Genomic DNA, 23,990 nt, shown 5'->3' with positions numbered 1-23,990 from the left:
CTCCGGCTTGTTTCCGCGGGAGTGTCCGTGGTTCACAGTAGCGTGGGGGTGTGGCTAAAACGGGGTTTGTAGAGCGTCAAATCGCACCCGTGCGCCCTTTCGTAGCCGATGCTGTTCAGGCGGACATTCTCACCCTGGCAGCAGATCAATCCGCTGTTGTTCTGGGTGCGCCCGGTACGGGAAAAACCAGAGTACTTACTGAGTTAGTTGCTTTGCGCGTCGCTCAGGGAACCAATCCTGACAACATCGTGGTGTTGAGCCCCAACCGCGTTGCGGCAGGACGCTTGAGAAACTCCCTGGGTTTGCGCTTGGGAATTGCGACAAACGGTGCCCTTGCGCGCACCCCTGGATCACTCGCATTCGCTCTTGCTCAAGAACATGCATTGGCCACAGGGCAAGCTGCACCTCGAATGCTCACTGGTAGTGAGCAAGACAGCATCATTGCAGAGCTACTCGTTGGACACATCGAAGACGGTAGTGGTCCTGCGTGGCCCGACCCTCTCGTGCCAGAAGTGCGCCAACGTCGAGCCTTCCGCAGCGAATTACGTGATCTCTTTGCCCGGAGTACGGAGATGGGATGGACGCCTGTAGAACTCCGTCAGCAAGGCCAGACGCGTGAACACCCCGAATGGGAAGCGGCAGCAGAATTCTGGAGTGAATACCGAGAAGTTTTAGCCGGTTTCCGCACAGAATCATTTGACTCATCAGAAATACTTTCCATCGGCGCAAACGCGCTCGCTGATGCATCTGTGATGTCGGACGTCGAACTTGTTCTCGTCGATGACGCCCAGGAGCTCACGTTCGGAGCGGTGCGGATTCTTCAGGCATTCGCCCGCCGCGGTGTTCCGATCATCGTTTTCGGAGACCCAGATATCACCTCCACCACATTCCGTGGGGCTGTGCCCAACTTCTTGGGCCGTTTCGCTGTTGAGTTGGGGATCCCTGGAAACCGTGCATCATCCTTCGTGCTCGATGCCGTCTACCGGCACGGGCCTGCCATTCGTTCAGCTGTGCAAAAGATTACGGAGATGGGCTCTGCTGAGGCAGGTGCTCAGCGTAAGGCGACCTCTGTCGCTGAGAATGCGGTGAGTCTTCCGGTTGCTGTCTTGGAGCGCACCTCACGCGTATCGGAAACAACCGCTATTGCCCGGGAACTCCGCGAGAAGCACATTCTGGGCTCCACTGCGTGGTCCCAGATGGCGGTAGTGGTTCGCACAGGTTCTTTGGTCCCTCAGATTGCACGTGCATTGGCCGTGGCAGAGGTGCCGACGAAGACATTGATGTCTGAGCGTTCTCTCAAAGAACATCCCGCAGCACTTGATCTCATCGCTGCTATTGCAGTGGCGATGGGGCGGATGGAGCTCACTCCGAATGTAGCTACTGATTTGTTGACCTCGCCAATGGTGGGGCTCACAGTTCTTGACCTGCGCAGGTTGAGACTTGCCCTGCGCCACGATGAACTCGCTGCCGGGGGAGCGCGCACCGGCGAAGAGCTCCTCATTGCCGCTCTTGAACAACCGGCAGATCTCGTCACCCTCGATTTCGCCCCGGCACGACGTGCTGGACGTTTTGCTGAGACCCTTCAGTTACTGCGCAGTGACAATGCTGCGGGGAACTCGATTGAAGAATTGCTCTGGACTGTGTGGGAACGCAGTGGTCTGGCAAAAACCTGGGGCACTGAGGCGCTCAGTGCCGGCCTCGTCGCCGACGATGCCAATCGGAACCTTGATGGTGTGATGGCGCTATTTACTTCTGCCAAGCGTTATGTCGAAAGATATCCCGATCGCCCGGCTGCAGAATTTATCGCGGAATTACTTGATGCTGATGTTCCCGAGGACACCCTTGCCCCGCAGGCTCAAGCAGACGCTGTGCTGGTGTGCACGCCATCGGCCTTGATAGGCACTGAGTTTGACGTAGTGGCCGTTGCTGCTGTTCAAGAGAATCTGTGGCCTAATCTACGTCCTCGAGGTTCTTTGCTGCATGCCCAAGATGTGATGGGTGATTCGATAGGAGTTGAGACCGATTTCGCAGCGTCCCGCAAGGCAGTTCTCGATGATGAACTACGCATGTTTGCCCTCGCAATTTCTCGCGCACGCCAGTCCGTCATTCTCACCGCTACAGCTAATGACGACACGTTACCCTCACCATTCCTGAGGAGAGTTGAAGCAGTAACCGGAATCAATTCTGTGGAAGAGCGGGATTCTGAGCGCAACGGGCTCACTGAGTATCCACTCACTCTGCGAGGACTTGTCGGCTCGCTGCGACGAGCATTGACGCTTTCTCTGCGCCGAGGCGAAGCCTCAGAGCGCAGCACTCAACTCGCGAGTGCGTTGGCGAAGCTTTCTGCTGCTGATATTCCCGGGGCAGCCCCAACTGATTGGTATGGCCTGCGCGAGCCATCTACTGATGCACCCCTGGTAGATCTGAACGTTGAAGGAAACTCTGTTTCGGTCTCGCCGTCCAAGCTGGATACCTGGGAGAAGAACCAACTGGCCTGGTTCATTGAATCTGTTGTGGGTCGCACATCCAGCTCCGCGCAGGGCATTGGCACCATCGTGCACAAGGTGATGGAAGATGTCAGCACAGATGACTCGTTGCCGATCGATGCGGACTCACTGTGGGCTGCAGTTGATGAACGTTGGCATGAGCTTTCCTTCGATGCAGAGTGGCTGAGCGTGGGCGAACGTCGACGGGTTCGCAAAATGGTTGCGGCTGTTTCTGAGTATCTGCAGAACTTTAAGAGTGACGGCAAGACTCTTCTGGCAACCGAAGGTGGCTTCACGCTCGAGCTCGGGAAAGCCACCCTTCGTGGATATATCGACCGCATAGAACAAGATGCCGTCGGTCACGTTGTCATTGTTGACCTCAAAACTGGCAAGTATGAACCACGCGTGAAAGATCTTCCCGAACACGCCCAATTGGCTTGCTATCAACTCGCGTTGACCGAGGGGGTCTTGGAAGAAGTTCCTGAAGGTTCACGTAACGGGGGAGCAAAGCTCATCTACGTCACTAATGGCACGAAGGGCAAGCTCTATAAGTCCATGGAGCAAATGCCCTATGACGAAACCGAACTTCAGACCATTCGAGAGCGGATTGAGACCGCTGCCCAAGGGATGGCTGGGAATGAATTCACTGCCCCCATCGTGATTGAAGAAGAGCGTGGAAAACCCCACACGCGGTATGAATTCCGTATTCACACAGCACCGGCGGTGTCTGCATCATGAGTGATTTCCAGATCAGTGCCCTCGAGTTGGCTCGCCGGTTAGGCCAGCCCGAGCCCACCGTAGAACAACAAGCAATCATTGAAGCTCCGCTGGAACCAGCACTCGTCATTGCAGGTGCGGGCAGTGGCAAAACTGAAACCATGGCGAACCGGGTGGTCTGGCTAGTTGCCAACGGCAAGGTCTCTATTCAGGAGATTCTGGGTATGACCTTCACGCGCAAAGCGGCGGGTGAATTGGGTGAACGTATTCGCACGCGCGTGGCCACGTTGGTTGAGAAAAATGTTGTTCCGCTCGAGATAGATGAGCTAGATCAAGCCACGGTTACGACCTACAACTCCTTTGCTAATCGCATCTATTCCCAATATGCAGTACTTATTGGACGCGACCCTGATGCCACTGTGCTCGGCGAAGCAGCTGCCTGGCAACTCGCCCGCTCCATCGCTCGGGAAGGGACAGGAGAAGTTCTTTCTGACCTGGACAAGAGCCTGGATGTGCTCACAGAAGCCATCCTTCGGCTCTCTCGTGCAATTGCGGACAACGTGGCAGACCCAGCTGAGATTGCTTCTTTTGCGCGCTCACTCGACGAGCACACCCTCAACATGCCCCTCGATGTTCCTGGCAGTCGCAAGAGTGCTGCAGTTGACGCGTGGGTGAAGGCTCGGGAGGTCGGAACCACCCTGCCGGTGTTGGTGGATCTTGCCGTTCAATTCTCTGAAGCCAAGCGCCGCCAAGGACTCATCGAATACAGCGACCAGGTCGCACTGGCCCTGGAAATCTGTCAACGCTTTGACAGCGTTGTCGCAGATTTCCGAAGCCAATTTAGTGTCGTTCTGCTTGACGAATACCAAGACACATCCGTAGTTCAAACCCAGCTTCTCAGCTTGCTCTTCGCTCAGACTCCGGTGATGGCAGTGGGCGACCCACATCAGTCCATTTATGGCTGGCGCGGAGCTTCAGCTGACAACATCGAGCAATTTGGCACTGCCTTTGGCGCTGGTGTTGAACACACACCGACCTACACTTTGGCAACTAGTTGGAGAAACCCCGTGGGGGTTCTCGCCGCAGCCAACATACTCGTCAGGCCTCTCACCGCCAAGACCCAGATTCCTGTTGAGCAATTACGCGCTAAACCAGATGCACCCCAGGGGGAAGTCGAACTCAGCGTTTCAGAAACGATCTATGACGAAGCCAATGAAGTGGCCCTCTGGCTCAAAGGGCGCGTCAATGATGAAACAACTTCAGCGATGCTGTGTCGCTCGCTCAAGGGCATCGAACCCTTCAAACGCGCCTTGGATGAACATGGAGTTCGTTACCACGTTGTCGGATTAGGTGGGCTGCTTGATGAGCCTGTCATCGTGGATTTGGTCTGCACTCTGCGAGTTCTCCACGATGCCACCGCTGATTCTGAATTAGTTCGTCTCCTCACCGGGGCTCGCTGGGCCATTGCTCCCCGGGACATTGTGGGATTGAGTGCCATCGCGAAATGGATGAGTGAGCGAGATCATCGCCAACAGCGTCTCACCGAAGAAGTTCGTCATGCTCTGCGTAACTCTGTTGTTTCAGAAGACGGTTCATCACTGGTTGATGCATTGGACTTCGTCGTCTCAGCACCTGAGAATCACACCGTTTTGGAGAATCTCTCCGCCACAGGACTCGTCCGCCTCAAGCAGGCAGGGGAGCAGATAGCTCGACTGCGTCGACGTGTGGGCGTTGATTTGCGTGAACTCGTCACGATTGCGCAACAGGAACTGTTGCTGGACATCGAAGCAGTCGCGAATGAATCTGCCGCAACAGCCCTGTCCAGCCTAGAAGCCTTCATGGAGCCACTCAGTGCCTATGTTGATGGAGAAGATCGGGCAACTCTGGGGGGATTCCTCAGTTGGCTCAAAGAAGCGGAACGACGCGAACGCTTGAGTCCCCAATCTGCTCCGGCAGAACCTGGCACTGTCCAGATCATGACTATTCACGGTGCCAAGGGACTGGAATGGGACGTGGTGGCCATTCCACGCATGGTGAAGGATGAACTTCCTGGAAATCGCACCCGCGCCGAGAATTGGCTGGGATTTGGTCGATTGCCTTTCCAATTCCGCGGTGATGCCCTGCATCTGCCGGTATTCAATTGGCGCTCGGCGACAACCCAGGTTGAACTGGGTGAAAGCTATGACCAGTTCGTGGAAGAGGTCCGCGTTCGATACGACGATGAACAGCGCAGATTGGCGTATGTCGCACTGACTCGCGCCAAGCACTCACTGTTGCTCTCAGCGTCTTTCTGGGCCACACAGGTCACTCCACGACCTCCTGGAATATTCCTGCAAGAACTCGCTGCTGCAGGGGTCTTCTCCCAAGAACTTCCCATTGCCCCTGTTAATGAAGCTAATCCGCTGGGGGATGACGAAGAAACCGTGACCTGGCCACTGGATTCCTTGGGTTCACGCCGTGACATCGTGACCCGAGCAGCAGAAGCTGTCTATATGGCAAACCCTGTCACGCCCACTGCGTGGGATTCCGAGATTGAACTCTTGCTTGCAGAGCGTGATCGCAGAGCACATGGAGATGCTGATATTTCGTTGCCTGAACGAATACCTGCGTCTCGTTTCAAAGACTTTATTGATGATCCTCAGGCCGTGGCGAGATCACTGCGCAGACCCCTGCCGGAGCGCCCCTTCCGTGCCACTGCACTGGGAACCCTGTTCCATTCCTGGGTGGAAGAACGCTCTGCAGTCTCGAGCCACATCGACTTGGTTGATGCTCATCCGGGTGAGCTCGATGGCGTGGACGAGAGTGCCCTAGTTTCTGCAGATGAACAGACTCTGCGTTCGCTCAAGGAAACATTCGAGCGAAGCCAGTGGGCTAACAAGAAGCCCGTAGCTATAGAACTCGAAGTCAATGTTCCCTTCGGCAACAGCATCATTATTTGCAAGATAGATGCCATCTATGAAGTCGAGGGCTCCCAGGGACAGCGCTTTGAGATCGTGGACTGGAAAACAGGCAAGGCACCCAAGGATGCTGCTGATTTGGAATTGAAGCAATTCCAGTTGGCGCTCTATCGCTTGGCCTATGCCCGGTGGTCAGGCGTTCCTGCAGAAAACATCGATGCTGCCTTCTACTTTGTAGCCGAAGACAAGGTGATCAGGCCTGAGCGGATTTACTCCGAAAGTGAGTTAGAAGAACGCTGGTCGTCGGTCACTGGCTCCATGCCACGGTAACGACCGGAAGCTGCGTCGCCAGGAGTTTCGTCCAAGAGCTCAACAACTTCAGTAACGGTCAATACAGGCGCGGTGTCAGTGCCAATAGCATTGGTGTTTTCCTGGTGAACGCTGTCCACGAGACGATCCAACATATCGATGGCGTCATCCACGATTTCTGGGCTCTTTTGCTCCACACCGTGAAGCAACCAGCGAGCAAGTTCAAGTTCGGAATACAGCGTTGCACGCTGACGAAGCTTGGGGTCAACCAATGAGTGTCGTGAGTCACCATAGGCAGCGAAAGCGGCATCTTGGGATTCGACAGGAGCATTGATTATCCAGTGCATGTCTGAGGCGGGGTCGCCCACACGTAATGCTGCCCAGCCGAGAACACCCGAAACGGAATCAGTCCCAGCGATGAACGAGTCAACGCCTAAAGAACCATGAATCACGGTGGGGTCAAATAGCCACAGCGAGCTGTCATTGACTGCTTCCTGCCAGCGGGCAGAGAGGGCAGCGGGAAGAAGAGCGGTACCTTGAGCTTTGCTCACCAGGTCACGGGTTTGGCGCTGAATGTCTTGAGCGCTGAAGAAGGGAAGCCCTGCATCGGAAACGAAGTGTGTGGGCAGAGAGTGGATCGAGGCTATCGAGGTTCCAATAGAGGTGGGGAGCCCAGATTCAGCTGTGAACTCAGCGAGAGTGAGCTGGTGGCCATGGAGGAACTCGAAGACCAAACCAAAGGTCTTGCCAATGGGTGCGCGACCAACCAAGGTTGGAACGTCAAAGCTCAAGCGCGACCGAATGCCTGCAGTCATGGTCTCAAGTGCATACTTCTCAGCACCGAGTTGAGCTTCTGCCTCGGCAGAGTTGGGAACGCGAACGATGAGTTCGCGGCCAGTGGCGTCAGTGACGATGGCAGCGAAGAAGTCACCGTGCATTCCGGTGGAGAAAGCCTGGGCTTGAACGGGGTCAAAACCGGGCACAGCCGCTGTAGCCAACGCCGCTAGAGTGATATGAGATCTGGCCATGAAATACAGGCTAATTCGCGGATGCGCTTGTGGCTCTCAACGCCACGCATCCAATGCCCTACTGATACCCCAGAACGAGTGCAATGACCGACGAATTCACGCAACGACTCACATTGTCTCGGCATGCCACCGATCGCAGGGCAGATTTACGCAGCAGACCCGCTTTGCTCGATGAGCTGGCCGCAGATGCCCGAACTCGTGTGATTGTCCTGAACCGGGGCAAAGCTTTAGTGCAGGGCCGCCAACTTCTGACGTTTACTCTGGATCAACTTGGCGCACTGAGTGCCTCTGAATCACAAGAAATTGTTTTTCTCGGTATTAGCACCGCAGAGGCACCCAACGAGCCTGTGGGAACGCCTTTCCTGGCTGTGACCGTCGATGACAGTGCAGCCGCAGTTCTCGGTTCTGAAGATTCCAGCTGGGGCGACCTTCGAGTCTTAGGGCACGAACTTTCTGACCGTGATGCAGGCCTCTTTACGCAAGCACTTGCTCTGGCGAACTGGCATCGTTCACACCCGCACTCTCCGGCCAGCGGTGAGGCTACTGTTTCCGGACAGGCAGGCTGGGTTCGTCATCTCGCTGGTGATGACACTGCACAAGTATTCCCTCGCACAGATCCTGCGGTGATTGTGCTCGTGGTGGACGAACAAGATCGTTTGCTCATGGGCAACAACGCGATGTGGGAAAGCAATCGCTTCTCTCTCCTGGCCGGCTATGTCGAGCCGGGAGAGTCTCTCGAAGCTGCCGTTATTCGTGAAGTGTTCGAGGAATCTGGCGTTGTCGTCGTGAACCCGGTCTATCTCGGGTCACAACCGTGGCCTTTCCCTCAGTCCCTCATGCTGGGTTTTAGAGCACAGGTTGCCGCTGGTTTTGATCCGGAGAATCACGTTGCCGATGGCGAAGAAATCCTCACGTTGCGTTGGTTCACCCGTGCTGAGCTCACAGCAAGCCTGGATGAGATTGTGTTGCCCGGCAAAGTCTCTATTGCTCGCGCATTGATTGAGGAATGGTTAGGGGAGAGCCTTGACCAAGATGATGCCTGGAATGGACGCCCTGCGTGAGCGAGATTATTCCGGCAAGTCCTGAAGAGCTTCTTGCGGGACTCGATGATGACCAACGCACGGTGGCGGAGGAACTTCGCGGACCTGTCTGTGTTTTGGCCGGTGCCGGAACAGGAAAGACTCGCGCAATCACGCACCGCATTGCGTATGGCATTGCCACAGGAACGTATTCACCTGACCGCGTTCTGGCGTTGACCTTCACCAACCGTGCTGCAGGCGAGATGCGAACCCGCTTGCGACACCTTGGCGCTGGCCCGGTTCAAGCACAGACCTTCCATGCTGCAGCGCTACGTCAACTGGGCCATTTCTGGCCAATGTTTGTCGGCGGCGAGACACCCAAAATCTTTGAATCCAAATCAAGGCCCCTGGCAGAGGTGGCAAACCAGCTGGGGCTTAAGTTGGACACCGCCACATTGCGAGATCTCGCATCCGAAGTTGAATGGCGCAAGACCAGCAACCTCAGTCTCTCCAGTTATGAGAAGCGTGCCTATGCCCGCGCAATGCCAGGAAACCTCGCCGTCGCCGACGTTCTCGCTGTGATGAATGGGTATGAAGAACTCAAAGACGCGCGTGGACAAATTGATATGGAAGATGTGTTGCTTCTCACAGCAGGCTTGCTGGAATCAGAAGCAGCTGCTGCGATGGAAGTGCGCGAGCGTTACCGCTTCTTCGTCGTCGATGAGTATCAGGACGTGTCACCTCTCCAACACCACCTCCTTGATCTGTGGTTGGGAGATCACCGCGACCTGTGTGTTGTGGGAGATGCAAGTCAGACGATTTATTCCTTCACAGGTGCAACCAGTGACTACTTGCTGAAGTTTGGTGCAACCTTCCCCGATGCGCACGTGGTGAAGCTGGAGACGAACTATCGTTCGACCGCACCTATCGTGTCGGCAGCAAATGCGCTGATGCGTGATCGTCCTGGTGCTCTCACGTTGACAGCAGCAACCCCGGAAGGCCCTGAACCACAACTGGCGGACTATCCCAACGATGGAGCCGAAGCACGTGCGGTGGCAACAAAGATCGCCGCTGAGATCGCGGCAGGAACACTTCCTGAAGATATTGCTGTGTTGTATCGAATCAATGTTCAGGCCGTCGCTCTAGAACAGGCACTTTCTGACCTTGGTGTGAGCTGCACCATTCATGGAGCGAAGCGCTTCTATGACCTTCCTGAGGTCAAGCAAGCCATCATGGCGCTGCGCGGAGCCTCTGTTTCCGTTTCAGGTGAACCCCTCTTCAAATCTGTAAGTGATGTGCTGCGTTCGGTGGGGTGGAGCCAGGAGGCTCCCCAGACCACCGGAGCAGCACGCTCTAAGTGGGAAGCCTTGAACGCCCTCATGGTGATGGCAGATGAAGCTCCGGAGGGAACGAGTTTCCGGGCCTTCACTGACGAACTCTTGGCTCGTCAAGCGGCACGCCACGAACCCACCATGCACGCTGTCACCTTGGCCTCTGTTCACTCGGCAAAGGGCCTGGAATGGGATTCTGTGCACGTGATTGGTCTGAGTGAAGGCTTGTTCCCGATCAGCTACGCCCAGAATTTAGAAGCTATCGCTGAGGAGCGCAGGTTGCTTTATGTTGCTATCACGCGAGCGAGGAAGCAGCTTTCTTTATCCTGGGCACAGCAGGGGACCGGCCGTGCGACGAACCGAGAACGCTCACGTTTCGTGGCAGAGCTTGGCATGCACAATCAGGGTGCAACGCGAAAGTAAGTTCTTCTCGTGCGCCACTGTGGGCATCAATGCGAACTGCTGTGTTGCTGTTGAGCGGGTGTGCTGAGGGTGACTGCACCCACCGTGTAATCACTGCAGCAACTTCCGCATTGAGTAGGGGAGTTTGAGTAAGTGCAGGGGTTCCCACCAGCTGACTCACCATTGCCACCCAACACTCATCCAAATCTCGATGAGCAAGTTCGATGCATTGTTCACATGGGAAATTCTCTGCCGTCTCTGCTCCCATCGCCCTTCCACCGAGAAGTGGACCAATTCGGACAGACTCGTCACTGAATACCACCGGAAGATGAGGCACATCGCGCGATAACCAGCCCCCTGGTCGATACGGGTCAAGGGCATAGTCACCCACCACGATGGCGAGATCACATGTGCCTGCCATGGCGGCACTAGCCCTCACGACGCGGTGTCCCGAGGCAATGAGTAACAGTCCGAGAGAATCCACTGCCGTTCCCGATCCATCAATCGCGATGCGCCAACTCGTCGTCCGGGGTGTTTGAGCCATCGCGGGGCCCAGTGCAGTGAGCAATGCAGAACTTTCTGAGGGAGTCAACCCACATTCGTGTGCCACGGCAGGAACGGAGGCATCCGCGATTCCTGCTCGGAGAGCAGAGAGCATTCTTTCCTCTGCGGGATACAGCTGCGGTAAGAGAACCCGGGGGTTATCAATCCCTATTTGCAGGGAAGTCGGTGTGCGCCAGATGAGGGGGAGATCAGGATTGAGTTTGTACATGCAGCGAAGAATGCTGCATAAACGCTATTCGTGTTCAGATTCATCCACAGGCGGGATGTTTCCATCTAACAAATCTGCCAAAGCACGGTCCATATCGTCCTGTTCGGCAACCTCACCGCGTGCAGTTGCTTCCAACTTGGCAATCAAGCCTGCAGGGTTATCCAGGTCTTCTGCTGTGGGCATCATGTCGGGGTGTGACCAGAGTCCGTCGCGGGCATCTGCACCGACGGCATCGGTGACCTGCTGCCACAGGCTTGTCGCTTCACGAAGTCGACGTGGTCGAAGTTCGAGGCCCACCAGGGTGGCAAAGGCTGATTCTGCCGGACCGCCGGATGCGCGGCGGCGGCGAACAGTTTCTGCCAGTGCGCTGGCACGGGGCAGTCGAGTTGTTGCTGCGCCGGTGACGACATCTACCCAGCCTTCAATGAGGGCAAGTTGGGTTTCTAAACGGCCCAGGGCTGCGAGTTGTTCTTCAGACTTGGGTGGAATGAGCGCACCACTCGAGAGAGCTTCTTTGAGTTCGTCAGGGTTCTGGGGATCAAAGTTTCCAGCAATGTCTTCAACGCGGGACAAGTCAATGCTGATGCCCCGAGCGAAGTCTTGAATGGCAGAGATGAGGTTAAGGCGAAGCCAGCGAGCATGACGGAACAACCTGGCATGGGCCAGCTCGCGCACAGCGAGGTAGAGGTGGACCTGGTCCATGGGGATATCTAAGCCAGCACCAAACTCATCCATGTTCTGGGGGAGAAGAGCAGCTTGACCTTCATCGAGAAGGGGGATACCAACGTCTCCTCCGGAGACAACTTCGGTGGAGAGCTGGCCCACAACCTGCCCCAGCTGCATCGCGAAGAGAGTTCCACCGATTTGCTTCATCAGCTGGGATGCTCCGGCAATCATGCCTTTCATCTCTTCGGGAGCCTGATCAGTGAGCACGTTGGTGAGTGCTGCTGAGATGCTGTTCGCGACGGGTTCAGCCAACTGAGTCCACAACGGCATGGTTTGTTCAATCCACTCCAGCCGTGAAATGAGTGCCGGGGTAGTGGAGAGCTCGGAGATAGAGGTTGCTTCAGCTAGCCAGAGATTTGCGACATGGAAGGCTTGGTCAATTTCAGCGCGCTGGATAGCAGTAACTGGCTTGACGGTGGACAGGGCCAATGATTTGGCTTGTTCCATCGACATATTCCAGTTGATGCCCTCACCTGAAGTGCTTGCATTCATAGCTGCTTGGAACTGGCGCATGATGTTAGCCAAGCTCGCGGGATCGTTGGGAAGACCTGCTGCCGCAGCAAGTTGGCTCGCGTCCACGCCCTCTTTCCCGGAGAGAATGTCGCGAATCATGTCGCGGAATTCATCTTCGGGGGTGCGATCGTTCTCGTCCGCCATGCGCTTTCCTTTGTGTCGGTACATCAACGCTAAACCCCGCATCCTGTATTTCCCATGAATACGGGGTCAAAACGCGTGCGCTGGGCGCGAACATGCGGGAAATACCCAGCAATACCTGACACTCTTATCTAGAGATAAGGCAAGGCACGAAAGAAAGGTGAGCACCGACGTGACACTGTTTCGTGCTGATGAGCAAGGTTTGCCTGAAGGGCAGCAAAAACCCCCTAAATCTAAGGCTCAGCGCAAGCGCACTTTCGGAGTGACGTTGTTGGTGGGTTCTCTCGTTATCGCTGTCGGTCTTGCCGCCGTTCCCTCTGCATATGTGATTGAACAGCCCGGTCCCTGGTTCGACACGTTGGGTGTCGTTTCGGTTCCTGACCCGGAAGATGACTCGAAGAAAGACAAAATCCCACTGATCACCATCGAGGGTGTTGAGTCTTACCCCACCACAGGTGAATTGGACCTTCTCACCGTTTCTGTGTTGGGAAATCCAGAACAAACCCCCTCGTGGTTAGAGGTTGCCGGAGCATGGTTTGACCCCGCCAAGGCAGTGGTTCCCATGGAATTGATCTTCCCCAAGGAAGAAACAACCCAAGAACGCGAAGCATCCAACACGGCACAAATGGTTGATTCTCAACAGGATGCCATTGCTGCTGCTCTCACCAGCCTTGGCTACGACGTTGTCGTAGGTGTCGAGGTTCTGGGATTCACCAAGGAATCTCCCGCCACCTCTGTGCTGGCTGTGGGAGATGTCATCACAGCCTTCAACGGAACCGCAGTGGAGAGTGTTCCTCAGCTGCGTGAACTTCTTGCAACGAACGGAAGCACTCAGCCGGGAACAGTGAGCTATATCCGCGGTGGTGTGGCACAGGAAGCTCAAGTCACACCGATGGATGTGGACGGCAATGTGGTTCTCGGTATCGGAGCCAAGGCAAAGTATGACTTTCCCTTCGACGTGTCCATTCGTCTCGATGACGTGGGCGGTCCCAGCGCAGGAATGATGTTTGCCCTGGGAATTATTGACAAGCTCACCCCCGAAGACATCACCGACGGTAATCATTTCGCGGGAACTGGAACCATTGATGCCCAAGGAAACGTGGGCCCTATCGGCGGTATTCAACAGAAGCTCTATGGCGCAAAGAAGGCGGGAGCTACCTATTTCCTCGCCCCTGCCGATAACTGCAATGAGGTGGTTGGCCACGTTCCAAGTGGACTTCAGGTTTATTCCGTGAAGACATTGGATGATGCGCTTTCCGTGCTGTCCTTCGTGAAAATGCACGGAGAAAAGTCAGAAGCGATGAATGCCAAAATGGGCATGCTCGCTACATGTCAGAATTAGTCCCGTCCCACCCGTCACTGATTGAGGTCATCTCGTGAGTAATGCAACACCCACCCCCGGTCGTCTCGGTAACCGTGGACCACTAGCCATCACTATCGGTGTGCTCGTCGTCCTGCTCATTGCATTCTTTGCTTTCGCCAGCGTCTACGCCGACGTGCTTTGGTACCAGCAGGTTGGCTTCTTCAATGTGCTGACGACCCAGTGGTACGCCGCTGCCGGATTCTTTGTTGCAGGCTTTATTGCGATGGCTGTGCCCGTCTGGCTCTCGATTCAGATCGCCTACCGCCGTCGCCCGGTTTATGCGCGTCTGAACTCTCAACTCGATCGATACCAGGACGTCATTGAGCCTCTTCGTCGTTTGCTGACCTGGGGTGTTCCAGCCCTTCTTGGTGTATTTGCCGGTCTCTCCACTGCCACTCGTTGGCAACTGGCCATGCTGTCGTTGAACAGTGTCTCGAGCGGACAGACAGATCCACAGTTCAACATGGACATTTCGTTCTACTTGTTTGACCTGCCGTTCTATCAGGCTGCGGTCGCACTCTTCTCAGCCATCGTGCTGCTGTCGGGATTTGCCGCACTGATCACCAACTATGTCTACGGTTCCATTGCGTTGGCCAAGCGTGAGCTGCGCGTTGCCAAGGCAGCACGAATCCAGCTTGCCGTGATTGCTTCGCTGTACATTGCGCTCCAAGCGGTCAGCATCTGGTTGGACCAGTTCGCTACCTTGACAAGCGACCGAGGTCTCATCACCGGTGCTGGGTACACCGATGTGAATGCGACCATTCCCGGTATGCAGATTCTTTCGGTCATTGCCATTCTTGTTGCGCTGCTCTTTATCGTGACCGCGTTCACCGGACGCTGGCGTTTGCCTCTCGTGGGCACAGCAATGCTTGTTGTGTCAGGTCTCATCTTGACCATGGGTTACCCCTGGATCATGCAGCGCTTCATCGTGGACCCCTCCGAGCGCAGCTTGGAAGAACCCTACATTGCGCGCAATATCGATCTCACTCGTGAGGCCTACGGCATTTCGGACGTGGAAGAGATCCCCTACAACGCCACCACTGATGCCACCGCCGGTGCACTGCGAGCTGACGCTGAAACAACCGCCAGCATCCGCATCATTGACCCTGCACTCGTGAGTGCATCATTCGCACAGCTCGAACAGTTCAAGCAGTATTATTCCTTCGAACCTGAACTGGATGTTGACCGTTACAACATTGATGGTAAGAGCCAAGACGCTGTTGTTGCTGTTCGTGAACTCAACCAGGCAGGTATTGGTTCCTCACAGAGCTGGTACAACAACACTCTGGTCTACACCCACGGTTACGGCATGGTTTCCGCATACGGAACCGAGCGCTCCGCAGACGGTCAACCTGTGTTCCTCGAGGCAGGAATCCCTTCCTCGGGTGAATTGGGCAAGTTTGAACCACGTATTTACTTTGGTGAGAAATCGCCTCTGTATTCCATCGTGGGTGGAACCTCCAGCACCAAGGCAGTTGAACTCGACTACCCAGCTTCTGGTGAGCAGAGCGAACAGGTTTACACCACGTTCGCAGGTGAGGGTGGGCCCAAGCTCGACAACATCTTCAACCGTCTTGTTTATGCCTTGAAATTCCAGAGCGAAGAGATTTTGCTCTCTGATGCTGTCACCAATGACTCGCAGATCATCTACAACCGCAACCCTCTTGAGCGTGTGAAGAAGGTTGCCCCATACCTGACCCTCGATTCTGACCCTTACCCCACTGTGGTGGATGGCAAAGTTCTCTGGGTAGTCGATGGCTACACCACCAGCGAGAACTACCCCTACTCCAAGGTAGAGTCCCTCTCCTCAGTGATTAGTGACCAGCCAGAGGCTGCCAACGCATTCACCCTGGACAATGTCAACTACATCCGCAACTCTGTCAAGGCAACTGTGGACGCGTATGACGGTTCTGTCACGCTCTACACCTGGGATGAAAACGATGCTGTCTTGAAGACTTGGCAGAAGATTTACCCTGCCAATATCAAGCCCATGAGCGACATGTCCGCAGAGCTGATGAGCCACGTACGTTACCCCACTGACTTATTCAAGGCCCAGCGTTCCATTCTTGGTCAGTACCACGTGACCGACGCTGGTTCCTTCTACTCCAGTGATGACTCGTGGGTTACACCCAATGACCCCACTGCAGCGACCGACACCACCAAGTATCAGTCGCCTTACTACCTGACCATGAAGGTTCCAGGAGCGGAAAAGCCTGCCTACTCCATCTACTCCACCTTCATCCCGAAGGCATCGGGAACCTCCAGCCGTAACGTGCTGACGGGTTACCTCGTTGCTGATGCGGATGCCGGTGCCGAAAAGGGCAAGCGTTCTGCGGACTATGGAAAGCTTCGACTTCTCACCCTGCCTAAGGATGTGACCGTTCCAGGACCAGGTCAGGTTCAGAACAACTTCAACGCTGACCCTGATGTGTCCAAGGAACTGAACCTGCTCTCGCAGGGTTCAACCAACGTCCTGAAGGGTAACCTGCTGACCCTTCCTGTTGGTGGCGGTCTGCTTTATGTTCAGCCTGTCTATGTTCAGTCCACCGGTAACACAAGTTACCCACTGCTGAAGAAGATCCTGGTCGCCTTCGGTGACAAGATTGCCTTCGAAGACACCCTGCCACTTGCACTTGACGCTCTCTTCGGAGGAAATGCTGGTGTGGATGACCCCACAAACGGGGGAGCCGTAGCGCCGGAACCTGATCCAGCGGCTGACAACGGTGGCAATGCGCCCACTACAAACGAAACCTTGAACCAGGCGCTCCAAGCTGCCAAGGCTGCACTTGCAGACCGTGAAGCAGCTCGTATCGCTGGTGACTGGGCTGCCTATGGTGCTGCAGATGCAGCTTTGACGGAAGCCCTCACTCGGGCGCTCGCCGCTTCGGCTCAGTAAATACCCTTTATTTCTGGGAAAGTCTCTCTGTATAAGGTTAGGGTTGCCTAACCTTATCTGAGAGTTCCCTGAGAATAAATTCCGATAGTTAGAAAAATCAGGGCCTCCAAACATCTCATTCGGATACGAACGAGCGTAGTGTTGAAACAGGAACAAAAATACCCTCAGGGGTATATCGAACCTATTGTTTTTCAGCCGAAAAGCAATCAGAGACACCGCACAATGCCTTGGAGGCAGCCATGGAATGGCTTGACCCGTTAGCTTTGGCACGATGGCAGTTTGGTTTGACGACGGTCTACCACTTCCTGTTCGTGCCCATCACGATTGGTATGGCTCTCTCAGTAGCCCTCTTCCAAACTGCGTGGTACCGGACTGACAAAGTTCACTACCTGCAACTCACACGTTTCTTTGGAAACTTGTTCCTCATCAACTTCGCTATGGGCGTCGTGACAGGAATCGTTCAAGAATTCCAGTTCGGAATGAACTGGTCAGACTATTCACGCTTTGTAGGCGACATCTTTGGGGCACCCCTGGCCTTTGAAGGCTTGATGGCGTTCTTCTTCGAAGCTACCTTCATCGGTTTGTGGATCTTCGGTTGGGACAAGCTTCCTCGAGGTCTCCACCTAGCCACAATTTGGCTTACTTGGGTAGGTACGGTTCTCTCCGCGTACTTCATCCTTGCTGCAAACGCATTCATGCAAAACCCCGTCGGTTATGAAATGAATGCCGAAAAGGGTCGCGCGGAACTGGTCGACATCGTTGCCGTATTGGCTAACCCCATCGCGACAAATCAGTTCCCTCACACAATTCTGGGCTCCATCATGGTTGCTGCAGCAATCATCGTTTCGGTATCTGCTTGGCACCTCTCTCGAAACCAGAACCTCGACACCATGCGTCCTGCTTTGAAATTTGGACTGTGGGCATTGTTGGGTTCAGGAATCATGATGTTCATCTCTGGTGACTCTCTGGGTCTTGCCATGGTTGAAGCACAACCCATGAAGATGGCAGCTGCAGAAGCTCTCTACACAACCTCAGCAAATGCGTCCTTCTCGGTGTTCTCAATCGGAACACCAGACGGTTCATCTGAAATCTGGTCGGTACGCGTTCCCGGACTCTTGTCATTCTTGTCCACCCACACCTTCACGGGTGAGGTTGAAGGCATCAACGACCTCCAGGCTGCATACACTGCTGCCTACGGCCCCGGTGACTACGCACCGCTGATCTGGGTGACCTATTGGTCCTTCCGTTGGATGATTGGCCTCGGAGCACTTGCTGCTTTTGTCGCTGTTGTTGGCCTCTGGATGACTCGAGGAAACCGTAACCCTGGCAAGTGGGCTTGGAAGGCTGCCACGTGGAGCTGGCCACTGCCACTTCTCGCAATGACTCTCGGGTGGATCTTCACCGAGATGGGTCGTCAGCCTTGGATTGTCTTTGGGCTTCTCAAGACCGAAGACGGCGTTTCACCTGGAGTCACAGGACTTGAAGTACTGATCTCTCTCGTGGCCTTCACGGCAATCTATGGAGTGCTGGCTGTTGTTGAAGCCAAACTCTTCCTCAAGGCAGCCCAAAAGGGTCCTGCTCCCGTTGAAATGACGAAGGTGGATGGCTCTGATGAAGAGCAGCCCGTCCTCGTCGGAACTGTCTACTAGGAGGACACGATGGATCTCGCATACCTCTGGTTCTTTATCGTTGGATTCCTCTTCATCGGGTATTTCGTACTTGATGGCTTCGACTTTGGCGTAGGAATGTCTCTGCCCTTCCTGGGCAAGGATGACACGGATCGTCGTGTCCTCATCAACACCATTGGCCCCGTATGGGACCTCAACGAGACCTGGGTCATCGTTGCAGGAGCCAGCTTGTTTGCTGCTTTCCCTGAGTGGTACGCAACACTCTTCAGTGGCTTCTACCTCGCACTGTTGCTGATTCTTCTTGCGCTCATCGTTCGTGGTGTTTCATTCGAATACCGCCACAAGAACCCTGAGTCCAAGTGGAAAAAGTGGTTCGACGGAATGATCATCGTCGGATCAGCGTTGCCCGCACTGCTGTGGGGTGTTGCTTTTGCCAACATCGTTCAAGGTGTGGCACTGAGCGAAAACCACATCTACACCGGTGGTCTTTTGCCCCTGCTCAACCCCTATGCGCTTCTGGGTGGAATCACTACTCTCGTCTTGTTCTTTACCCACGGAGTTGTGTTCATCACGTTGAAGACAGAGGGTGAGCTCAAAGAGCGAGCACGCAAGCTGGCCATCAAGTCAGGCCTCGTCACGATTGTGGTTGCTGCCACCTTCTTGGTGTGGACCACGATTGCCTTTGGATCGGTACTCTCAGGCGCTGTCGCTGTTATTGCAGCTTTGGCACTGATTACTGCCTACTTGCTCAACCTGCGTGGACGTGAAGGCTGGTCCTTCGCATTCATGTCAGTCACAGTTGCAACTGCCGTGTTGAGCTTGTTCCTAGCACTGTTCCCTGACGTGATGCCTGCATCAAACAACCCTGCCTACAGTCTCACCATTGAGAATGCGTCGTCTTCGGATTACACGCTCACAGTGATGACGTGGACTGCCCTGATCTTCTTGCCAGTGGTCATGGTTTATCAAGGTTGGACCTACTGGGTTTTCCGCAAGCGCGTGACACGTCAGAGTGTTCTGGCGGCAGCTCACTAGGCTTTCGCCTATGGCTACTGGACCGGTTGATCCCCGGTTATTGAGATATGCGTCGGCGGCGAGGTTCTTCCTCGTCGCCGGCGCCTTTCTCGCGCTCGCGCAGGTGGCCACCACAATTGGATTTGCGTGGGGCGTCGCGCAGGGAATCAGCGGTGCTGTCTCTGGAAAGTCCATTCACGAGTTGATTCCTTCTTTTCAGCTCATCTTGGTGTCTGTGGCTATCCGTGCTGTGGTGTTGTGGTTGATGGATCTTGCCGCCACCCGGGGAGCGGCGAAGGCCAAATCTCAGCTGCGTTTGCGTGTGATGGCTGCAATATCCAAACTTGGACCTCAGTGGATGGCAACACACAACTCTGCACAGCTCACGACCATCATCGGTCGCGGCCTCGAGGCAATGGACCCCTATTTTTCTCGGTATTTGCCCCAGTTGATTCTGACGGGGTTAGCAACACCGGTTCTGTTGGTCGTTCTGTTCAGTGTTGATTTTGGTACGGGGCTGACTGTGCTCATCACGTTGCCTCTTATCCCGTTGTTCATGATTCTGATTGGCTGGGCAACCAGGAGTGTTCAAGCCCAACAATGGCGCCAATTGACCACTCTGTCTTCAGGATTCCTCGATGTTGTAGAAGGACTCTCAACCCTCAAGATCTTTGGTCGTGCTCAGCGACAGTCTGAACACATTGAGTCGCTAACAGAGGATTACCGTAAGCGCACGATGAAAGTGCTGAGGATTTCCTTCCTCTCTGGGTTCACCCTGGAATTAATTGCTTCGTTATCGGTCGCACTTGTTGCCGTCTCTATCGGCATTCGATTGATTGATGGAAGTCTTGCCCTCTCCGTGGGATTGTTTGCGCTTTTGCTGACTCCTGAGGCGTATCTGCCCATTCGAAACGTTGGTGCTCAATTCCATGCGGCAGCGGAAGGTCTCGCAGCAGCTGATGATGTCTTCGACATCCTGGACTCGGCAGATCAAGAATCTGTGCACGCTCCTCGAGCTCAGGGCTCTTTAGATTCGGCCATTGTTGATAATGGAATCCGCCGTGATGATCGCGAACTCAGTGCAAACGGTCGAGAATTCATGGTTACTCTTTCGGGTCCAACACCCGCGACCCAACTCAACCAAGGTCCTGCATTTACGGTGAGAGGACTCAGTGTTCGCCTGGGAGACCGACAAGTTCTGGACAATCTGACTGCAGAGTTCTTACCTGGCGCCATCACTACTGTGGTGGGACCGAGCGGGGTGGGCAAAAGCACGTTGGTGAATGCCCTCATGGGGTTTGTACCTGTTCGAGGAGATATCGGGTGGGGCGACACATTCTTCACTGGCAGTGGTGTTGCCCGGGCAGAAATTGCCTGGGCCCCCCAATCCGCCAGTCTTGTCGCTGGTTCTATCTTCGAGAACATCACCTTGGGATCCAAGGGGACAATCGACTCAAAGCTGGTGCAACGTGCTTGTGAACTCGCAGCAGTCGAAGACTTAGACCGTGAACTTGTACTGGGTGTGGCAGGGGCAGGGCTTTCCGGAGGACAAGCTCAACGAGTGTCTTTAGCACGTGCGTATTTCCGAGCATTGACTCACAACACGCCCATTCTTGTTTTAGATGAGCCCACCTCAGCTTTGGATACAGCAACAGAAAAGCGTGTTGTTGAAGGAATGCGCACCTTTGCCGAAAGCGGTCACACCGTGATTGTGGTCAGTCACCGGCCTGCAGTCATTGCTGCCGCAGACGCGATGTGTCAGCTCAAACTTGCATCTGAGGAGGTGAGCTTGTGAGTGAGGTGAAGGAAGTTCTCCGTTTAGCTCAACCTCCGTTGAGTAAATTTGCGCCAGGCGTTATTTTTGGCATTTTCTCTGCAGGAGCAGCTGTCTCTTTGCTGGCCGTCTCCTCGTGGTTGATTACTCGTGCCGGCGATATGCCCCCCATTATGTATTTGAATATGGCCATTGTGGGGGTTCGATTCTTTGCGCTCGCTCGAGCCTCATTCAGATATGTAGAACGTCTATCAAGCCACGATGCTGCATTCCGCTCACTCTCAACATTGCGAGTGGCGATGTATCGCAGATTAGTTCCGTTAGCGCCTGACGGGTTAGCGAGAACTCGTCGTGGAGATCTCCTTTCACGTCTCGTGGCAGATGTTGATCAACTCCAAGATCTCCCACTTCGAGTTATTCAGCCTGTTGTGATCGCACTAGTGGTGAGCCTAGGAAGCGTGATTGCGGTCTGGATGATTTTGCCACCAGCTGGGTTCGCATTGCTCATCGCTCTCGTCTTAGCCGGTCTTGTGGGGACTGTGCTCCAATCGATGCTCGCCTCTGGATCTGACCGGGCATTAGCCGGTGTGAGAGCTCAGCTGGATGACACCGTGATGGATGTCGTGTCACGACTTGATGTGCTTTCAGCCTTTGGGGCTTTGGATGGTCGCGTGACAGATGTTGCTCGAGCAGATCGTGAGCTCAGAGATGTTCAACTTCGTCGAGCGGTCTCATCGGGGGCTGTCGCGGCTGTACTTTCGCTGATTGCGGGTCTGGCAACACTCATTGCTCTGTGGATCAGCGTTCCACATCTTGTATTCCCCGCAGATGCCAATGAAACACCTGGTCTGGGCTGGGGAGTCTTCAGTGGCCCCTATTTAGCCATCGTTGTTCTAGTTCCGATGGCCGTCTTTGAGGTTTTCCAAACTTTGCCTCAAGCTTTGGGCGTCTGGCGAGCTGTGAAAGCGAGTGCAACACGAGTTGCTGAGGTGACTCCAGAAACAATTCCTTCAGAAATCCCACGCGAACACGTGTCACTGCCGATGGCAAACCTGGGAAGCTTTGACTCGCTCGAGTTATCTGGTGTGTCGGCGTCCTGGCCAGGGGCAGGCACTCCGGCCCTTCATCCCCTCTCGTTCACGCTTCGCGCTGGAGAATGCTTGTTGGTGGAAGGCCACAGTGGTTCGGGGAAGACGACGCTTGCCCATGTGCTGGTTCGATTCCTTGATCACTCGGGTCAGTATTCGATCAACGGTGTTGATGTTCGTTCACTCTCAGTGGAGCAAGTGCGGGAATACGTGGGTTTGGTTGAACAATCACCTCACATGTTCTCTCAGTCCATCCGTCAAAACCTGCTCTTTGCGCACCCCACTGCGAATGATCAAGAACTCATGAGTGCCCTGAACCGTGTGGGCTTATCAGAGTGGGTTACCCAACGTGGGGGATTAGACGCACAGGTTGGTGAAAAGGGTGCCTTAGTCTCAGGGGGCCAGGCTCAACGCCTCGCTCTAGCGCGGGCGCTGTTGCATGATTTCCCGGTTCTTGTTTTGGACGAACCCACGGCCAATGTTGACCCTGGTCAGGCAGATGCGCTCATCAGAGATGTGCTTGAAGCAAGCAAATCAGATCATCGCGCGGTCATTGTGATTTCTCACGTTCCTGTGCCTGAATTCCTCGTCACGTCGAAATTGACCTTGATTTAATTACTTCTTCCGCGGAAGGAATCGTGGGACGTAGATCAACATCATGATCACTCCCACGATTCCTGCCACGCCAGTGATTGCTGAGGCCACTGCCAAAGAAAGTGCTGCCGTGAGGGCAGCTATGCCCATTGGGGCAAGGGCAGCACCAGAGTCTGTAATGAATCTCCATGCACCCAAGAAAGGTGCTGGGTTTTTCTTATCGGCGAGGTCTGATGCAAGCGTGAGCAAGATCCCTGAACCAATGCCATTACCTATGGCAAAGAGGAATGCTGTGGCAATGAACCAGAACACATTGCTGCTCACATCGTGCGTGACGGACAGGGTGATCAGTGCCGCTGACATCACAATCATGGAGGGAACAATTGAAGCCAAGCGACCCCACTTGTCCATGATCTGACCGCTCGAGAAGAACAGCATGAAGTCGATTGCAGTGGCCAGGCCGATAATCAGCGCAGTATCCGCATCCTTGATTCCAATGCTCACCGCCCACAGCGGGAAGATCACTGTTCTGCCCGAACGCAGTGCCATGACAAGTGCTGAGGCGCCACCAAGACGAGCCAACACTTTCCAGTTCTGCGAGATGGTGGCAAAGAGGCCACTGGTCTCTTGCTCCACTTCGAGTTCACCTGAGGTCACAGAGTGCCCTGAACTATCTCTCATCCGGGTGGCGCGACCAAAGGTTTTCTCGGGGTCTGGCATAAACAGCAATACTGCCCCTGTTGCGAGTGTGAAGATCAACATCAGCCAGAAGGCAGCCAAGGGAGTGTGGGTGACTGCAAGCACAGCTGCACTGAGGAGTGGGCCCATCACGGCGCCAGCTCGGAACATGCCACCCAGGGTGGAGAGTGCTCTCGCCCGGTACGCAAAGGGCACGAAGGTTGTGAGAAAAGCATGCCGGGCAAGGGCAAAAGCACTCGTAGCGAGGCCAATAAAGAAAATACCCACTCCCAACATGAGGGGATTCGCGGCAGCAAGAGCAAGCCCGCCACCAATCAGGGCAATCAATGTCGACCACAGCATGGCCATGCGCTCGCCGATTCGGGAAATGATCCAGCCGCTCGGGATATCGCCGAAAACGATTCCGAGGGTGAGCATGCCGGCCACTAATCCAGCTGTTGCCAGGTTGGCTCCCACATTCTGAGCAATGACAGGAACAATCGGGATAAAGGCAGCTTCGCCAGCCGAGAACAACAAGGTCGGCAGATAGACCGGAAGCGCCGCTTGTCGCAGTTGGAAGGGGGCGCCGGAATTGCTCATCTCGTGTACGAGCC

General features: G+C 54.9%; 13 protein-coding genes. 10 read left to right on the top strand and 3 right to left on the bottom strand.

The features are described from left to right. The first annotated feature begins 50 nt into the window (after window positions 1–50). Both M2118_RS05385 and M2118_RS05380 read left to right on the top strand, forming a co-directional pair. Complete coding sequence (locus M2118_RS05385) at window positions 51–3,224, top strand: ATP-dependent DNA helicase (RefSeq protein WP_280794910.1); 3,174 nt, start codon at window positions 51–53, stop codon at window positions 3,222–3,224. Continuing rightward, the gene (locus M2118_RS05380) at window positions 3,221–6,430 is read left to right on the top strand and encodes an ATP-dependent DNA helicase (protein WP_280794909.1); all 3,210 of its coding nucleotides are present in this window, start codon (window positions 3,221–3,223) and stop codon (window positions 6,428–6,430) included. The genes M2118_RS05385 and M2118_RS05380 overlap by 4 nt, the downstream gene beginning before the upstream one ends. Here the strand turns inward: M2118_RS05380 and M2118_RS05375 are convergent. Beyond that, window positions 6,370–7,437 carry a phosphotransferase gene (locus M2118_RS05375; RefSeq protein ID WP_280794908.1) on the bottom strand — a complete coding sequence of 356 codons (1,068 nt, stop codon included), beginning with the start codon at window positions 7,435–7,437 and terminating at the stop codon, window positions 6,370–6,372. The two genes, M2118_RS05380 and M2118_RS05375, sit on opposite strands and share 61 nt — an antisense overlap. Before the next feature lie 83 nt (window positions 7,438–7,520). Between M2118_RS05375 and nudC the strand changes: the two genes are divergently transcribed. Further along, complete coding sequence (nudC, locus tag M2118_RS05370; protein ID WP_280794907.1) at window positions 7,521–8,498, top strand: NAD(+) diphosphatase; 978 nt, start codon at window positions 7,521–7,523, stop codon at window positions 8,496–8,498. Then, window positions 8,495–10,210 carry an ATP-dependent helicase gene (locus M2118_RS05365; RefSeq protein WP_280794906.1) on the top strand — a complete coding sequence of 572 codons (1,716 nt, stop codon included), beginning with the start codon at window positions 8,495–8,497 and terminating at the stop codon, window positions 10,208–10,210. The genes nudC and M2118_RS05365 overlap by 4 nt, the downstream gene beginning before the upstream one ends. A 775-nt stretch (window positions 10,211–10,985) precedes the next feature. Here M2118_RS05365 and M2118_RS05360 read toward each other — a convergent pair. Then, window positions 10,986–12,344, bottom strand: coding sequence for a zinc-dependent metalloprotease (locus M2118_RS05360; RefSeq protein WP_280794905.1), 1,359 nt, complete (start codon window positions 12,342–12,344; stop codon window positions 10,986–10,988). 169 nt (window positions 12,345–12,513) lie between these two features. Between M2118_RS05360 and M2118_RS05355 the strand changes: the two genes are divergently transcribed. The 6 genes from M2118_RS05355 to cydC all read left to right on the top strand — a co-directional run bounded on the left by M2118_RS05355 (window position 12,514) and on the right by cydC (window position 22,719). After that, entirely contained in the window at window positions 12,514–13,683 is a 1,170-nt protein-coding gene (locus M2118_RS05355; RefSeq protein WP_280794904.1) for a YlbL family protein, read from the top strand. Between the two features lie 34 nt (window positions 13,684–13,717). Further along, entirely contained in the window at window positions 13,718–16,600 is a 2,883-nt protein-coding gene (locus tag M2118_RS05350; RefSeq protein WP_280794903.1) for a UPF0182 family membrane protein, read from the top strand. A gap of 239 nt (window positions 16,601–16,839) precedes the next feature. Next, window positions 16,840–18,249 (top strand): cytochrome ubiquinol oxidase subunit I, encoded by a 1,410-nt coding sequence (locus M2118_RS05345; protein ID WP_280794902.1) that lies wholly within the window; start codon window positions 16,840–16,842, stop codon window positions 18,247–18,249. Window positions 18,250–18,258: 9 nt separating this feature from the next. Continuing rightward, a complete protein-coding gene (gene cydB / locus M2118_RS05340) occupies window positions 18,259–19,263 on the top strand; it encodes a cytochrome d ubiquinol oxidase subunit II (RefSeq protein ID WP_280794901.1) in 1,005 nt (334 codons plus the stop codon). A gap of 10 nt (window positions 19,264–19,273) precedes the next feature. Further along, a complete protein-coding gene (gene cydD, locus M2118_RS05335) occupies window positions 19,274–21,037 on the top strand; it encodes a thiol reductant ABC exporter subunit CydD (RefSeq protein WP_280794900.1) in 1,764 nt (587 codons plus the stop codon). Next, window positions 21,034–22,719 carry a thiol reductant ABC exporter subunit CydC gene (gene cydC / locus M2118_RS05330; protein WP_280794899.1) on the top strand — a complete coding sequence of 562 codons (1,686 nt, stop codon included), beginning with the start codon at window positions 21,034–21,036 and terminating at the stop codon, window positions 22,717–22,719. The genes cydD and cydC overlap by 4 nt, the downstream gene beginning before the upstream one ends. On the opposite strand, the gene M2118_RS05325 is transcribed toward cydC, so the two are convergent. Beyond that, the gene (locus tag M2118_RS05325) at window positions 22,720–23,976 is read right to left on the bottom strand and encodes an MFS transporter (protein ID WP_280794898.1); all 1,257 of its coding nucleotides are present in this window, start codon (window positions 23,974–23,976) and stop codon (window positions 22,720–22,722) included. Window positions 23,977–23,990: the final 14 nt, after the last annotated feature.

The organism is Aurantimicrobium minutum (assembly GCF_029892845.1).
Classification (GTDB): domain Bacteria; phylum Actinomycetota; class Actinomycetes; order Actinomycetales; family Microbacteriaceae; genus Aurantimicrobium; species Aurantimicrobium minutum_B.
This window is presented reverse-complemented; position numbering and strand designations above follow the sequence as displayed.